Raw genomic sequence first — 14,059 nt, 5'->3', positions numbered from 1 at the left:
CAAAAGCTCGAAACAGCTCGTTTATGCACGAAACTTAGCTGTATATATTGACACTTCCAGCTATTTTCCCTAGACTAAAGGATGAGAACGCCTTTCAAGAATGTTGATATAGCTCTTATTAACTGAGAAAGTGAGAGGGTGAAATGAAATGTTAACCGAAGAACGAAGAATGAAATTATTAGAAGCCATTGAAAACAAACAATTTATCTCTGTAGCCCAGCTATCGGAGATCTTTCAAGTCCATGAAACAACGATCCGCAGAGACCTCGACGAATTAGAATCTCAAGGTTTAGTAGTTCGAATTCACGGTGGTGTTGTTCCAGCAAGTATTAAACATGACGAACCAGTCTTCGAAGATCGAGCCACTGAAAACATGCTTGAAAAAACTCGGATCGGTAAATACGCGACTAAATATATAAAGAGCGGCGAAGCGATCATTTTAGATTCGGGAACCACTACCTTGCAGATCGCTAAAACACTAAATGATATGCCGCAGCTTCAAGACATCACGATCATTACTAATGATGTTAATATCGCTTCTGTTCTGCGATCCAACCGAAATATCACGACAATCGTGACTGGCGGAACGCTTTTTCACGACAGCTACATGCTAAATGGGCAGATCGCCAATGAAACACTGCACCAGCTGAGTGTTGATAAGGCTTTTATCGCAACGCCGGCTCTTAATGTGGAAAAAGGGTTGACCCACTTCAATGAATTACTGATTGCGACCAAAAAAAATATGATCGATGCCTCCGTTAAAAAAATCGTCGTTTCCGATCATACAAAAATCGGGCGCCGAGCCTTGTACACCTTTCTTCCGATTGATCAAATCGACTTGCTTATTACGGATAATCAAACAGAGCAAAAATTGATTGATGAGATGTATAAAAATGGAATCAAACGGATCGAGAGTGTTTAATCCCGTTTTCTAAAATCAGCAAACGCAAAAAAGCAAAGAGTTCAGGACTAGTCCCAACTCTTTGCTTTTTATTTTTCGATCTATTTTAGACTTTGCGCCTTCTCACTAAAACCATCAAGGCTGAAACAAGAATAACGCTGCCTAGCAACACCAAGATATTTGCCAAGAAAGTTTCTTCACCTGTTTTTGGTAAATTTTTCTGACCGGCTGCATGTCCTCTCGCTGCTACTGAGCGTGTGCCATAAATAGAATATTTAGTCGATGTAATAGCTAACTTCCCAGTCTTTTGGTAAACATACGTCACTACCTGATCGGTTTCACTAAATTGACCTTTGCCATTGCTTGGTAATTTGTCTTCATTTAACTGATAATCCTCAATTTGAATTAGTTTATATTTCTCAGTCGTGGCATCATAAGCTTCGCCCGTTTGCCCTTTGATGGTTTGAGCATCCCGAATTTCTTTCCCTGCTTCATCAACATATTTCACAGTCACATTCTTCGCGGCTGGTACCACGTTCTTCTTATAATAATGGTAGGTCACGGTTTGATCGGCTGCGGCAAACGTTCCCTTTCCATTGGTCGGCAGCTTATTTTCATCTAAAATGTACTCTTTGATCGCGGCCAATTTGTATTCCGCGGTCGTCGCATCATAGGTTTCCCCTGCATTGCCGCTGATCGTTTTCGCTGCTTGAATTTCTTTTCCGGCTTCATCGATATAGACCACGCTGACTTTGCTGGTAACCGGCTTGCTCTCTTTCTTATAATGATAAACGATTGTTTTCGCTGTATCATCCAATGAACCTTGAGCATTTGCCGGTAGTTTACTTTCATCTAGGACATACGCATCGATTGTTCCCAATTTGTATTCGGCGGTCGCTGCATCATAGCTATCCCCAATTTTCCCGCTGATCGTTTTCGCTTCACGAATTTCTTTATCTGCTTCATCCACATATTTCACGGTAACGTCTGCAGCTGTTCTTTTTTTGTAATGATAGACAACCGCTTGGGCTTGAGCACTAAAATTTCCCGCAGCGTTCGTCGGTAATTTAGTCGTATCCAACTCATAGTCACCAATCACATCGAATTTGTACTCGGCGGTCGCTGCATCAAAACTGTCGCCTACATTTCCGCTAATGGTTTTCGCAGGACGAACTACCTCATTCTTTTCATTCAGATAGCTGACAGTTACATCTTCCGCTGGTGTCGCCCGCACAATCGGGATCATCGCACTCAATAAATAGCTTGTTTTTGGTATCGCTGATCTGATTGGCGGTGCTAAATAGTTAAACACAATATAGGCAACATTTTGAGGAAATTGAGCAAAGGTGATCCCTTCGTCCGTTAACTGCCATTGACTATCCCCGACAGATTGCATGTTTTCATCAACAAATCGCACATATAATGGATTACTCACACTCACTTGATTAGAAATAAGCGGTGCGCCATCATACGCTTTTAAAACATCCTGCGTATACGAAACTTCTCCCGTTTGTCCTTCAACGATAGTCAACGGCGGAAGCTGATACGGTGTTTGAGCATTGTAACTCAAACTGCTGAAAACCCCCGTCTCGGTCTCAGTTGTTATTCCCAAAGTCGAAAAATCCAGCATATCCGCCGAATAAACACGAATGACATCAGTCGGATTTAAACGATTGATATCTGCTGCAACCCCGGTCAGCTCAGCGGCAGGAATTCCAACACCATAAGCAGTTCCCAAGGATAATTGTTTCAACCGGCCATTCACTTTAAGATAAGGGAGCACATTGGGCTGCACAGTCGCCGTTCCGCCATCCATCATTTGAATAGTCGGGGTATTTTCAGCAACTATATTGCTGCTGTCAAAACTTTCAAGCGTCCCAGCATATTCCAGTCCGGTCAGATCGACCACCGTTCCACTATCAATATTCAATAAATACAAATTGAAATTCAAGTTTTTCAGCTTTGCCATGGACTCCTTCGTAATGTCCTCTGGATTGATGGTATTGACTTTATCGCTAAGATAATAAGCGACTGCCTTACGTAAATTAGCATCAGGCATCCAGGTTTCTACAGCCGCCGCTTGATACGAAGCCATAGTCTTCTGCTCTGAATAATTCGTTTCCTCACCGGTAGTAGTTGATTGACCTGCTGCAAGAACTTGTCCAGGAAAGACACTATTCAACACCATTCCTGCAACAAGTACTGGCAGCCAACGATTGATTTTTTTTACTCTTCCTAATTTATCCACTTTCTTCCTCCCAAAACAACTTTCTATAACATTTCATTATTATAGCAAGCATATTTTACTGGATGTATATTATTACGAGTGAAAATAATTAGAATATATAGTAAAAAGTTTTTTTGGTGAGGTTTATGACAAATAAAACGTTTATCATTCTGCCTACGCAGGATCATAAACGTTTTTTTTAATAGCTATTATTACTTATATTTTTAATCTCTATAGATAGAATTAAACTGCGAAAAAGTCCCTAAAAAGAACCACACTCGTAAATCCTTTTTAATTTTTACTCCATACTTGGTCTTGAATGATCCCGGCTGCTTTCAAAAACATACAGGTGACTACAGGACCAACGAAAGTAAAACCTCTTTTTTTCATATCTTTAGCAATCACAGTGGCCTCCGGCAATGTGTTCGGCACATCTTCCGCCAGCTCATAATCCCGAACAATAGGCACTCCGCCCACAAAGTCCCAGAGATAATCAGCAAAACTATCATAATCCTCAAGGAGAGTCACGATTGCGCGGGCATTTTGAACGACCGCTTTGATTTTCCGCGGATTGCGAATCATCTCAGGATCTTTAGCGATCCGTTCGATATCCTCCGGAAACAAAGCCGCCACTTTGCGAAAATCCATTCCGCAAAAATTTCTTTCAAAGGCTTCCCGTTTACTGGCTGCTGCTTGCCAGCTTAACCCCGCTTGAAATACTCCTACCGTCAGTAATAGGAACAGCATCTGATCATCCTGCGTTTTTGTCCCCCATTGATCGCTATACCATTGAGATTTACTCATTGTCCATATCACCTCCTTTTTTCCATTCCTATCATACAAATAAAGCTGGCTTTTCAGCCAGCATTTACTCTAACTTTCTTTGCGGCAAACCGCCTCAACATTGTAACCATCAGGATCGAAGACAAAAGCTCCATAATAATTTTCATGATACTGGGGTCGTAAGCCCGGCGCTCCATTGTCCACACCATCAGCCGCCATCGCTGCTTGATAAAATTGATCGACAATCGCTCGTTCCTCTGCGCGAAAAGCCAGATGGATCTTGCTTGGTTCACTTTTTATGATCCAAAGGTCACCATCGTCAGAACCAAAACAAACACCATGATCCATTTCAAATTTCACCTGATACCCCAGCGGTTTCAGTGCTGCTTCATAAAACTTTTTGCTCTTTGCTAAATCGCTGACACCAATACTCAAATGATCAATCACACACTGCACCATCCCTTCAATTAATTAGTTTTAGTATAGCCGAAAAAACGTTTGCATCCAAGGAAATTTAGGAGCGATTTCTCTTATATTACTTGTTCAAAAGAACCCCCCAGTCCTTTCTGGATGCTTTGAAAAATCCCTTGGCAGACAATACAGCCTATCCTGAAAAACATAACAAAAGAAACATCCATACTTATCATAATTATCAAATTATTATCATTTCCAGAAGCACAAATCGACTGACAAACACGCTGTTAGCCGTAATAAAGGCTGATATCATCACTTTTCCAATAAATCCCATATTTCGAACCGAACGTAATGTTTTTGGGTTCATTTTTCAAATCCGAACATTTAATGATTTAAAACGATTTTTTTATTGAAAAATGACTATTTAGCCCCAAACAAGTTTCGATATTTATAGATTATCGAGCCAATTACCGAATAATCACTGTTGGCATGACCATTTCCATGAAATTTCAATCATTAAAGCTATGCTAAAATCAACTTATAAATAACCTTTCTTTATTAAGAAATAGTCACTTTGTAAAAACAACGCCACTGAATCTCTCAGCAGCTTTCATCGGAAACCATCAAAATAGAAAGGTGTGGCTCGTATGTTTAGAGAACTTTTCTTGACTAAACGGCAACAGAAAAAAATCCATTTTTTTAAATTAATGGAAGGATACCCCGCAGGCGAATACTCAGTCCGTACTCTCAGTCAAAAACTAGATTGCAGCTATCAGTCTCTCTTGCAAATGCTACAGGAGATCAATGAAACGCTCATTAAACTGAACGAAACACCCCTGTTCGTCACCACCTCAGACATTTATTGGGAAAGTGATTCTAATCGGTCCAATAAATTTTTGATCACACAAGTGAAACGTTCCCTTCCTTATCGCTTCTTATTGACTACGCTATATCGGCCCGAGCAAGAATTAGCCGACTTTTGTAAAGAAACCTTCGTCAGTGAATCCACCGTTCTACGCAGAATGCGCCCAGTAATCGATTATTTAGCAGAGTGCAGTATTCGAGTCAACCTGTCAAAAATGGAACTCACCGGTCACGAAGCAGTCATTCGTTTATTCTATATCAAAGCACTTTGGTCAGCATCCTTAGGTGACGATCTGGTAAAATGCGAGTTGGATTTCACAGCTGAAGAGAATCTGCTCAGAGACTTGATGTCGGTTTTTCCTTTGCCAATCCACACAAAATTGATTCGCCTGATGCTTTGTGTCTGCAGATTGCGTAATGATCAAAAAAGATACCTCAATGAGGCACCTTTTGATGACCTGCTATTTTCGCAGACAACGCCGCTGCTTGAGGTTTATCTATCCAAGACCTTGGAGTCCTCTGTACAGGTTAAAAGGAATGTCGAATTTTTCAATTACCTGTTTTATTACTATCCATATTGTATCAAGAAAAATCCGCAAATGATCAATCCTTTGATGCTTTACTATTCCAAAAATGTCGAAGAACGCGACCCCCTATGCTTAGCGATCGACAGCTTCTATCGTTATTGTTCAAGGGAACTGCTGCAGAATATTTTAGGTGAGCAGGAGGAAAAAATATTACTGAATAATATTGCCCGAACCTTTTTAGGTTACTCGATTCAGAAGAAAAAAATCCCGCTGCTCTTTGAAACAGGCAATAAAGAAAAATTTTTGCAATCGGAATTATATAGTGAACTCTATCCGGCAGTTAAAAAGGCGGTCAAAAAATTGAGCCGGCGAAAACAGCTAGAGTGGTTGGCCCCTGTCAGTGATTCTCTCTCAAAAACACTCTGTTTGAATCTCTTACCTTTGTTTGTCGTCAACGATGAGAAGATTCGCGTCGGCTTATTATCCATACCCAACTACCTCTATTTGCAGCATATCGTCAAATTTTTACAAAGTTTGAAATTTATTGAAATTGTCTTTCAGCCTCAATCAAGCGATAAGATCGATTTATTCATCACGACTTTTAAAGAACTGCTGCCGACACAAAATACCTCCTATTATTTATTAAACATTCTAAATACTAACTATGAAACAGATCTCTTGCCGATACTGCTGTCTCTTCAAAACAAAAAGAAATTCTCCTAAAAAAAAGTCTGACTCAACATTGAATGAGTCAGACTTTTTTTAGATATTATTTTGCAGATCTTCATAGAATGCCGCTTTAGTAGCAGACGTATATGGTGCTACCCATAAGTAAGCAATTCCGAAGGTGATCGCCGTCAATAAATACCAGCCGATAAAGGTCAAGTCAAGCCAGAACAAACGTCCTTTATGACCGTCCATCAAACGGCGGCTCGCTGTGATCGTATCTAACACTTTAGGCTTTTCACCTGTTTTTTGAATTTGATCATAATAGATGAAATAGCTTTGAGAATAGGCATAAGCCTTTACGATCCCTGGAATGATAAATAGGATCATCCATAAAGAAGTGAAGATATTGGTAAGCAGCGACAGCAGAATGACTCCGCCGATAAATACACCTTGAAACCCGCGAAACGCATCCTTCAATGGATCAATTTCTGTCCGTTCTCCACGAATTAAATCCAAATAAGTCCAAGAGATCCCGCTCATAAATAAGGCACTGATAATGGAAGAAACGAGACTTGATCCGCTGCCGCCGGCATGATTTTGCTGATAGTCCGAAACGGAAGCAATCATTCCATCGCCTGACCCATTAATAAAGAACCAAATAATTCCAGATAATACGACAAAAAATAGCACAGCCATGGTCAATAACGTCGGGATAAGATTCATGATGACCGCTTGTCCCCATTTTCCTCTCAGCGCTTCCTTCGCCTCTGCTTTTAATTCAGCAGTTGTTTTCATAACTAATTAACCCCTTTCTATTGAATACTTTATTATATAGTATCTTTTTTCGAAAGTCTTTTAAAAGAGGCTTCCAAAATTGTCACTTCGACTGATTCAACATTTCCCAAAATTCTCTGAGCCAGCTGGCTTGGTAGCGGCTTTTTCGAACTAGAGCCGTAATATCGTTGGTTAACTGCAAATCCGTGATGGTGATTTCCTTTAACTTTCCCTGCACAATTTCTTCCTTTACTAAGCGATAGGGCTGCACGGAAAAGCCGAACCCGGCCTTGACTGCTGAAATCAGCGCCTGTGAATCGACACTTTCCCAAACTGGAAAAAGTTTGAATCCTTGTAAAACGGCGGCTGATTCAAAAGTTTCTCGCACCGCGCTGCCATGCTCTCGCAACAGGAGCGGGCGTTTCAATAGTTCTGGAAAGCTCAATTCTGATTCAACAACACTTGGAGCCGCTACAACACACAATCGATAATCAGTGATTTTTTTCGCGTTGAAGGAAGGCTGCAGAATATGACCTTCAATAAATGCTAAATCGACTTCCCCCGTTTCCAACCGCGCAATAGATTCTGCTGCTGGAAAAACCTGAACATTGAAATGGGCCTCTGGATAGTGATCGTTAAATTTTTGCAAAAGCTGGGGCAATTCCGTTTGCGCATAAGTAATACACGACGCAATTTTTAATGGCGGGCGCTTTTCTAAATTCGTCAAACGAGCCTCGACAGACTCAAACTCCTCCAACACTGGCTGGATCTCTCGTAAAAATAATTCGCCGGCAGGAGTCAGCCTTACACTGCGATGTAGCCGCTCAAAAAGCTGAGTACCTGCTTCAACTTCCAAATCCTTAACCGCATGAGAAACGGCCGATTGAGTTAAATACAAATTATTGGCTGCCTTCGTAAAATTTTTCGTTTTCGTGATTTCACGAAAGATCATACATTGTTTAAAGTTCATAATGGCTCCTTTCCTATGAATTGTATTCATGTCTATGGTTTAATATTATCATTTCACACATGCCAAACCAAACTTTATACTATAGATAGAATGGAAAGAAAGGTTGTTTTTATGACGAAAATCAGGTTTTATTTATGGTTGGCCATGATTAATTTATTCATCAGCACATTTACCTTTGGCGGTGGTTATGTCGTCGTCCCGATGATTCGTAAATACTATGTAGAAGGAAGATCCTTGTTCTCCAATGACGAGTTGATGGAAATGTCCGCAGTTGCTCAATCTTCACCCGGTGCTATCGCGATCAATTTGAGCGTCCTAGCGGGAAAAAGAGTCGCAGGAATACTGGGCATACTGATCAGTGTCGTTTGTTCGATCCTTCCACCTCTAATAATCTTAGGACTAATCTCTAACTGGTACGAAGCTTTTGCCGCAAACCAAACAGTGATGGCCGTTCTGAAAGGCATGCAGGCCTGTGTAACTGCCTTGATCATTGATCTTGTCATCGACATGTATCAGCTGATTCGGCAGGAAAACTCGAAATTATTAAGCATCCTCGTTCCAATCGCATTTATCGCTAATGCATTTTTTAATCTAAATGTGATCTACATTTTATTTTTTAGCGTTGGTGTCTGTCTTATTCAGACCTACTTTCGACACACAAGGGAGGTTTAAGGATGCAGCTATTTTGGACATTCCTAAAAATCGGACTATTTAGTATTGGCGGAGGCTATGCCATCATTCCTTTGATCCAAGAACAAGTCGTCTATCAGCAAGGCTGGCTGACTGAAAAGACCTTTACAGATATTATCACCATCTCACAAATGACTCCCGGACCACTGGCAGTTAATACCTCGACCTTTGTTGGTATGCAGATAAATGGGGTACCCGGTGCTATCGTTGCCACAATCGGTTGTATTCTAGGTGGCTGTGTTATTTCAATCAGTCTGTATCAATTCTTCCAAAAACATCACGAATCGCTTTATGTCTCAAGCGCTTTAAAAAGTTTAAAAGCTTCATCCGTCGGTTTAATCATGTCAGCCGGCTTCACGATCCTGCTGCTGACCTTTTTTGAATCATCCGATTTATCAACCATCGGACTTGCAGCCTTCGATTGGCAGGCCGCTATCTTATTCGCGATATCCTTAATACTCTTACGAAAATTCAAGCCCAATCCAATCTTATTAATGGTCATAACCGGTTTCATCGGCTTCTTTTTATACTAATAAAAGGTCACTCTCAACTGAGAATGACCTTTTAACTAATTCAGGAAATCTAGCTTACGAAAGAAGTCTTTCCTGCTCTTTCTCCTGTGCGTAATAATCCAGTGCCGTCGTGGTTAGTAGATATCCTTCTCCCCAAGAGGTCTGGACGGTCTCGCCGGCTACACCATCTTTTTTAAAGGCGATCCGCAGCTTCTTGATCAAGATCGACAGCTGTGCCAGACGAGATTTTGTTGCCCCATCCTTCCACAAATATTCACATAAATCCTCGCGGGAAATCACTTTTCCTTCAGCTTGATACAGTTTTTCTAGCGCTCGACGCTCTAGTTTTGACAAGGTCAGCGATCCAGTTGGAGTGCCTTCCCCTTCACTACCAATTCTGTTTCCTACAAGAGAGAGAATAACTTCTTGAGATATAGGACGTCTTTCCCATTGACAAAGTCCTTCTCGCAGCTCTTCAACCGTGGACTCTTCACTGATCCAGCCATGAATTCCCTCTAATTGCCTTTCTGGATCTTTCTCCAGTTTACGCAAAACAATTTTTGACTCCGGCAGAACGGCTAAGATTTGCCGCATCTCATTTTCAGTGATCGTCTCACTAAGAATGATGTAATCAAAATAATTGATCATCGGCAGCTTTCTTGTTTGCTGAGTCATTAAATAAAACATGTTTGAACAACAAAAAACTTCATAGTTTAATCGTTGTAATTTTTCTTGGAGTTTCTGTTCCACTAAAATATTCTTCGTTAAAAGTAGTACAGATATCATTCTTTCACCTCTTCTTTGGTGTATACCTTGAGTTCCCATTGATTTACTCATTATCCCGTTTTTGAAATTTCTTTTTTAGTTGTCTATTCATTTGCTCGGTCATTTTCACACTGACGCTGAACAAAATTGTTTTTCCGATAAAAAAGCCAACTACCATTACGACAAAAGCCAATCCTATGATCATCGGCGGAACATTCCAAACAAAAACCTGACTGCAAACGATGAATGCCGTGAAGATCAAAGAGAGATAGACTACTTGCACCCAAAAAATCCCTAAGAAATCCACTAAAGGATCAATATAAAAGATCGTGCAGCCGATACCTAATACTATTGAGAAAACCAGGATGGAAAAAACACTTTCGCTTGTTAGATTCGCACCGGTAAAGAGCGCAAATATGATACTCAAGCTAAATATGAAGGAGAAAATGATCGTTATTTCCCGAATAATTACCCATTTATTCATACTCACTCCTCCATCCCTAATTGACTTTTTAAGTTTCAAACATAGTTTCTTGAAATAGAAATTTTTTCATTGTTCTTCAACTTTACAATCAGTCGGCCATTAAATGTCGGACTGATCAGCTCAATTTTTTCAATATTAAGAATAACAGACTTAGAGACTCGGATATACTGCGTATCTTTATATTTTTCTTCTAGTTGATAGAGTTTTTCTTTGATTTCGAAGACTTCATCTTTCGTGTATAAAAAAACCTTTTTCTCTACAGCCTCAAAGTAATACACATCCTTCAATGTGATCTTATGCAGCTGTTCATCCTTATTTACCCATAAAAAAGCATTTTTCACCTGCAGAGAATTGATTAAGCGCAGCAAATCATCATCTAGTGATTTCACTTTTAGGATAAGTTCTTCCTCTCCTTGATCAATGATATCTACTTTAATTTTGATAGAAAAAACCTCCCAACCTTACCAGAATATTATACATAAAAAATAAATATTATTCTTTTAATTATTTTAGTTATTTATTTTATATGAAAAATCCGCTTGATTGATTTTGTCTATCCAGAGCAGATACTGTTGATTTTCGCCTTTTAATACGTACTTCCCGCCCCTTAAACCGGGCTTAATCAACATTGATTCAGAGTTTGATTGTAATATAACTGGTTCCTTATTTTCAAGAACTAATTTATTTCTTTTTTTATAATACAACTTATAATTATCATTTTTGGCATTATCAATTGAAACATCGTAGTAATGATGTGCAATAATGCGTCTTTTGATACGCCGCCAAAAAAGATACAAGATGGCTAAAAGAACAATAATCCCTGCAATCACAACCACAAGTAACAGCCACTTCTGCTTTTGCTTCAAGCCAGCAAGCTCTTGTTTCGCCTGATTTGGCAATTTCGTTCGCTCACCGGTCACCAATAAACGATGTGAGTTGACCATATATGGCGTGCAGGTAAGCAGCGTCACTAAATCTTTTCCCTCTTCGATCCGCAGCTGTTCGGTTTCTTCCGGTTTGACCACTTGAACATTCATGACCTTGTACGCGAAGGTATTCCCGCCAATCTCAATATAAAAAAGATCCTTCTTTTTAAGTTCGGGCAAATCCGTAAAAAACTTAGCCTTTGACAGGCCTCGATGTGCTGAAATCACCGAATGGGTATTTTTCCCGCCGATCGGATATGAGGTTCCTTCCAACAAGGAGGACCCCCGCTCAAGGAAAAAATCGCTGGTTCGATCAAAAATCGGCAGGCTGACATCAATCTTAGGAATCGAGATCGTACCAATCGTATGATCCGTTAAATAATCAGGATTTTTGGAAAAATCCTTTTCTTCCTCTTTTCCGGAAAATGGGTCGCCGCCCGCATTGATTCCCTCTAAGGCCAGCTTCGCATTTTTCTCCTGCATCTTCTTTTGAGCCGACGCCAAGTTTATTTGATCTTCCCGGTTTGCCTTATCCTGTGCCTCTTCAATGATTCGCTGATCAAGATAAGACATGACGGTATTTCCGACAAAAGGATACGCAATGGCTCCAATCCCAAAAATTAGAATCAACATCATAATGACGTCGATGATGATTTTTCTCTGCCATTTTTTCATTGAGCCATTCCACCTCTTTTAATACAAAGACCGAGATTCAAATCACAAGTGATTGATATCCCGGCCTATGACTAATCAGTTGTTCGTTTTAATCTTCAACTGTTTCTTTGTTGCGCAAGAAGTATGCACCAACTGCAAGCACGGCTACAGCGCCGACTGCGATAATCGCGTAAATGCCATTGCCCCCTGTACCTGGTAAAGTCCCTTTACGTTTATTTTCTACTTCAGTTTCATCGCCAACTTTGATTGTTGCGGTGTATGTTCCATAGTCAACAGTGAAAGGAATATCTCCGGTAATTTTTACATAGTTGTTATTCGGTGCTTTTGTTTCTTCTAACCAGTATTGAACCAATGGTTTTCCTACAGTTGCTGGATGTGATGGATCACCAACAGAAGAGCTGCCTGGTACTGTTTCTAATGGTAATGCTGTCCCTGCTGAGTCATGACTAACTGTTCCTTCAAGACCTTCAACTGTGAATAGACCGCCACCTGCAGAAGTTAATACTAAAGCATCTGTTTTCGTCGTAGACCAGCGAGATGGGCTTGTAGTTGTCGCTTTAGCGATCATGTATTCAGTCACGCCATTGTTTTTACGTTTTACGATAAATTCTGCGCCATCCAGTGAAGAGCCATTATCTTGATCAACCTTTTCAAAACGACGACCATAAGTGATCACGTCGTCACCAGTCCAAGGCAAAGTTTCTAAACCATTGGTTGGATTGTTTTCATATTGCAATGTTGCTTGGTTATCGATCCATTCATCCGGAGTTGTATTTTCATCTAAATACATACGGTATTTGAATACTAATTTTTTCCCAGCGTATTTACCAAGTTTTGCTACATCTGGTGTTTGGTTTGCCAAACTATCTTTATCATTGAAGAATACATGGAAAATATTGTCATAACCTGTTTTGATTGGTGTGCCGCTTGGATCAGCTACTACCGAGAAATCAACATCGCTGATTGCTGTCAACGATCCGTTTGTTTCAACAACATACAACCCTTGATTATCTAAATAGTGCAAGTTCGGCTGTGATTCATCGCGTAAGAAGAATTGCGTATAGCGATATACAGGATTCAAAGGATCATTATTTGCCAAACCATCGATTCCTACTGGTACATCAAACGTGATTTTGTATTCGATTGGTTCGCCGACAGTGAAATCATCTTTAATTTCTTTTTCTTTCTCTACATCGATATCATCTGTTTGAACGTTCTTTGGATACAAGAAAAGTTCAGAAAGTTTATCATTCGTAGGCGTTCCATCTGCATTCATCTTGTAGACTGGGAAAATCACTACCATATTATCCGCTTTTGTAGTGACATTGTTTGGTGCGGATGTTTCCACAAATAGATAAACCGCATCTTTTTCTACTGCTCCGACAGTCACTTTATCTGGTAATGTAAATTTCGTGTGACCGCTCGCATCTGTTGTTTGTTCCGCCTTCGCTTCAGTTAGCCCAGCAGAACCAGCTGTTGCAATTGCATCGCGCAATTGATTGACTGTCCAAGATGGATTTGCCGCAGCTAATGTATAGAAAGATTCAGTCGCATCATAAACCGTAAAGCCAACGTCTTTCAACGGACGACCACCTTGACTAGTATGCCAAGCTTCATTCTTTTCCCCGGTATTCTGAATATCCGTAGGTTTTGTATCATAAGCCCCTTTATAGATATTTACATCGACATTTGTTGGTGCCGCTTCTGCAACAAGCCCATTGCCTAATAATCCAGCAAAACTGCTTGCCATGAAGATAAGAACACCCAATAACCCCAAAACTTTTCTCTTAAAATTCATGCCTCATACTCCTTTTTCATTTTAATGTATTTATTTTTCCTTTCAGAAAAATAAGTCCGATTTTCAAGCCGTATACCATC

General features: G+C 40.2%; 14 protein-coding genes. 4 read left to right on the top strand and 10 right to left on the bottom strand.

Features of this window, described 5'->3' with window-relative positions; genetic code table 11:
- The first annotated feature begins 148 nt into the window (after positions 1–148).
- Positions 149–922: a DeoR/GlpR family DNA-binding transcription regulator gene (locus PGP85_RS16620; protein WP_010742999.1), complete on the top strand. Its 774-nt coding sequence runs from the start codon at positions 149–151 to the stop codon at positions 920–922.
- 85 nt (positions 923–1,007) lie between these two features.
- Here the strand turns inward: PGP85_RS16620 and PGP85_RS16615 are convergent, their stop codons facing one another.
- The 3 genes from PGP85_RS16615 to PGP85_RS16605 all read right to left on the bottom strand — a co-directional run bounded on the left by PGP85_RS16615 (position 1,008) and on the right by PGP85_RS16605 (position 4,358).
- Positions 1,008–3,149, bottom strand: coding sequence for a MucBP domain-containing protein (locus tag PGP85_RS16615; protein ID WP_270328501.1), 2,142 nt, complete (start codon positions 3,147–3,149; stop codon positions 1,008–1,010).
- A 270-nt stretch (positions 3,150–3,419) separates the two neighbouring features.
- Positions 3,420–3,932, bottom strand: coding sequence for a DNA-3-methyladenine glycosylase I (locus PGP85_RS16610; protein ID WP_010742997.1), 513 nt, complete (start codon positions 3,930–3,932; stop codon positions 3,420–3,422).
- A 69-nt stretch (positions 3,933–4,001) separates the two neighbouring features.
- Positions 4,002–4,358: a VOC family protein gene (locus PGP85_RS16605; RefSeq protein WP_010742996.1), complete on the bottom strand. Its 357-nt coding sequence runs from the start codon at positions 4,356–4,358 to the stop codon at positions 4,002–4,004.
- Between the two features lie 614 nt (positions 4,359–4,972).
- Between PGP85_RS16605 and PGP85_RS16600 the strand changes: the two genes are divergently transcribed.
- Positions 4,973–6,439, top strand: coding sequence for a helix-turn-helix domain-containing protein (locus tag PGP85_RS16600; RefSeq protein WP_010742995.1), 1,467 nt, complete (start codon positions 4,973–4,975; stop codon positions 6,437–6,439).
- 39 nt (positions 6,440–6,478) lie between these two features.
- Here PGP85_RS16600 and PGP85_RS16595 read toward each other — a convergent pair whose 3' ends face one another.
- Positions 6,479–7,180: a DUF975 family protein gene (locus tag PGP85_RS16595; protein WP_010742994.1), complete on the bottom strand. Its 702-nt coding sequence runs from the start codon at positions 7,178–7,180 to the stop codon at positions 6,479–6,481.
- 82 nt (positions 7,181–7,262) lie between these two features.
- On the bottom strand, positions 7,263–8,129 hold the full coding sequence (locus tag PGP85_RS16590) for a LysR family transcriptional regulator (RefSeq protein WP_010742993.1): 867 nt from the start codon (positions 8,127–8,129) through the stop codon (positions 7,263–7,265).
- A 111-nt stretch (positions 8,130–8,240) separates the two neighbouring features.
- Between PGP85_RS16590 and PGP85_RS16585 the strand changes: the two genes are divergently transcribed.
- Both PGP85_RS16585 and PGP85_RS16580 read left to right on the top strand, forming a co-directional pair.
- Positions 8,241–8,801, top strand: coding sequence for a chromate transporter (locus PGP85_RS16585; RefSeq protein WP_270328499.1), 561 nt, complete (start codon positions 8,241–8,243; stop codon positions 8,799–8,801).
- A 2-nt stretch (positions 8,802–8,803) separates the two neighbouring features.
- Entirely contained in the window at positions 8,804–9,352 is a 549-nt protein-coding gene (locus PGP85_RS16580; protein WP_270328498.1) for a chromate transporter, read from the top strand.
- Positions 9,353–9,406: 54 nt separating this feature from the next.
- Here the strand turns inward: PGP85_RS16580 and PGP85_RS16575 are convergent, their stop codons facing one another.
- The 5 genes from PGP85_RS16575 to PGP85_RS16555 all read right to left on the bottom strand — a co-directional run bounded on the left by PGP85_RS16575 (position 9,407) and on the right by PGP85_RS16555 (position 13,979).
- Positions 9,407–10,117 (bottom strand): winged helix-turn-helix domain-containing protein, encoded by a 711-nt coding sequence (locus PGP85_RS16575; protein WP_010742990.1) that lies wholly within the window; start codon positions 10,115–10,117, stop codon positions 9,407–9,409.
- Between the two features lie 43 nt (positions 10,118–10,160).
- Positions 10,161–10,580 carry a hypothetical protein gene (locus PGP85_RS16570; RefSeq protein ID WP_010742989.1) on the bottom strand — a complete coding sequence of 140 codons (420 nt, stop codon included), beginning with the start codon at positions 10,578–10,580 and terminating at the stop codon, positions 10,161–10,163.
- A gap of 35 nt (positions 10,581–10,615) precedes the next feature.
- Positions 10,616–10,969, bottom strand: a complete 354-nt coding sequence (locus PGP85_RS16565) for a LytTR family DNA-binding domain-containing protein (RefSeq protein ID WP_270328496.1) — start codon at positions 10,967–10,969, stop codon at positions 10,616–10,618.
- 120 nt (positions 10,970–11,089) lie between these two features.
- Positions 11,090–12,181 (bottom strand): class C sortase, encoded by a 1,092-nt coding sequence (locus tag PGP85_RS16560; RefSeq protein WP_270328495.1) that lies wholly within the window; start codon positions 12,179–12,181, stop codon positions 11,090–11,092.
- 88 nt (positions 12,182–12,269) lie between these two features.
- Positions 12,270–13,979 carry a SpaH/EbpB family LPXTG-anchored major pilin gene (locus PGP85_RS16555; protein WP_270328494.1) on the bottom strand — a complete coding sequence of 570 codons (1,710 nt, stop codon included), beginning with the start codon at positions 13,977–13,979 and terminating at the stop codon, positions 12,270–12,272.
- Positions 13,980–14,059 lie beyond the last annotated feature (80 nt).

The organism is Enterococcus malodoratus, from assembly GCF_027659535.1.
GTDB lineage: Bacteria > Bacillota > Bacilli > Lactobacillales > Enterococcaceae > Enterococcus_A > Enterococcus_A malodoratus.
The sequence above is the reverse complement of the archived record's forward strand: the minus strand, read 5'-3'. Positions and strand labels throughout refer to the sequence as shown.

Coding starts and splice junctions, on each gene's coding strand:
- PGP85_RS16595 (WP_010742994.1), bottom strand. CDS start 7,180: ATGAAAACAACTGCTGAATTAAAAGCAGAGGCGAAGGAAGCGCTGAGA.
- PGP85_RS16620 (WP_010742999.1), top strand. CDS start 149: ATGTTAACCGAAGAACGAAGAATGAAATTATTAGAAGCCATTGAAAAC.
- PGP85_RS16600 (WP_010742995.1), top strand. CDS start 4,973: ATGTTTAGAGAACTTTTCTTGACTAAACGGCAACAGAAAAAAATCCAT.
- PGP85_RS16555 (WP_270328494.1), bottom strand. CDS start 13,979: ATGAATTTTAAGAGAAAAGTTTTGGGGTTATTGGGTGTTCTTATCTTC.
- PGP85_RS16570 (WP_010742989.1), bottom strand. CDS start 10,580: ATGAATAAATGGGTAATTATTCGGGAAATAACGATCATTTTCTCCTTC.
- PGP85_RS16560 (WP_270328495.1), bottom strand. CDS start 12,181: ATGAAAAAATGGCAGAGAAAAATCATCATCGACGTCATTATGATGTTG.
- PGP85_RS16575 (WP_010742990.1), bottom strand. CDS start 10,117: ATGATATCTGTACTACTTTTAACGAAGAATATTTTAGTGGAACAGAAA.
- PGP85_RS16580 (WP_270328498.1), top strand. CDS start 8,804: ATGCAGCTATTTTGGACATTCCTAAAAATCGGACTATTTAGTATTGGC.
- PGP85_RS16610 (WP_010742997.1), bottom strand. CDS start 3,932: ATGAGTAAATCTCAATGGTATAGCGATCAATGGGGGACAAAAACGCAG.
- PGP85_RS16585 (WP_270328499.1), top strand. CDS start 8,241: ATGACGAAAATCAGGTTTTATTTATGGTTGGCCATGATTAATTTATTC.
- PGP85_RS16590 (WP_010742993.1), bottom strand. CDS start 8,129: ATGAACTTTAAACAATGTATGATCTTTCGTGAAATCACGAAAACGAAA.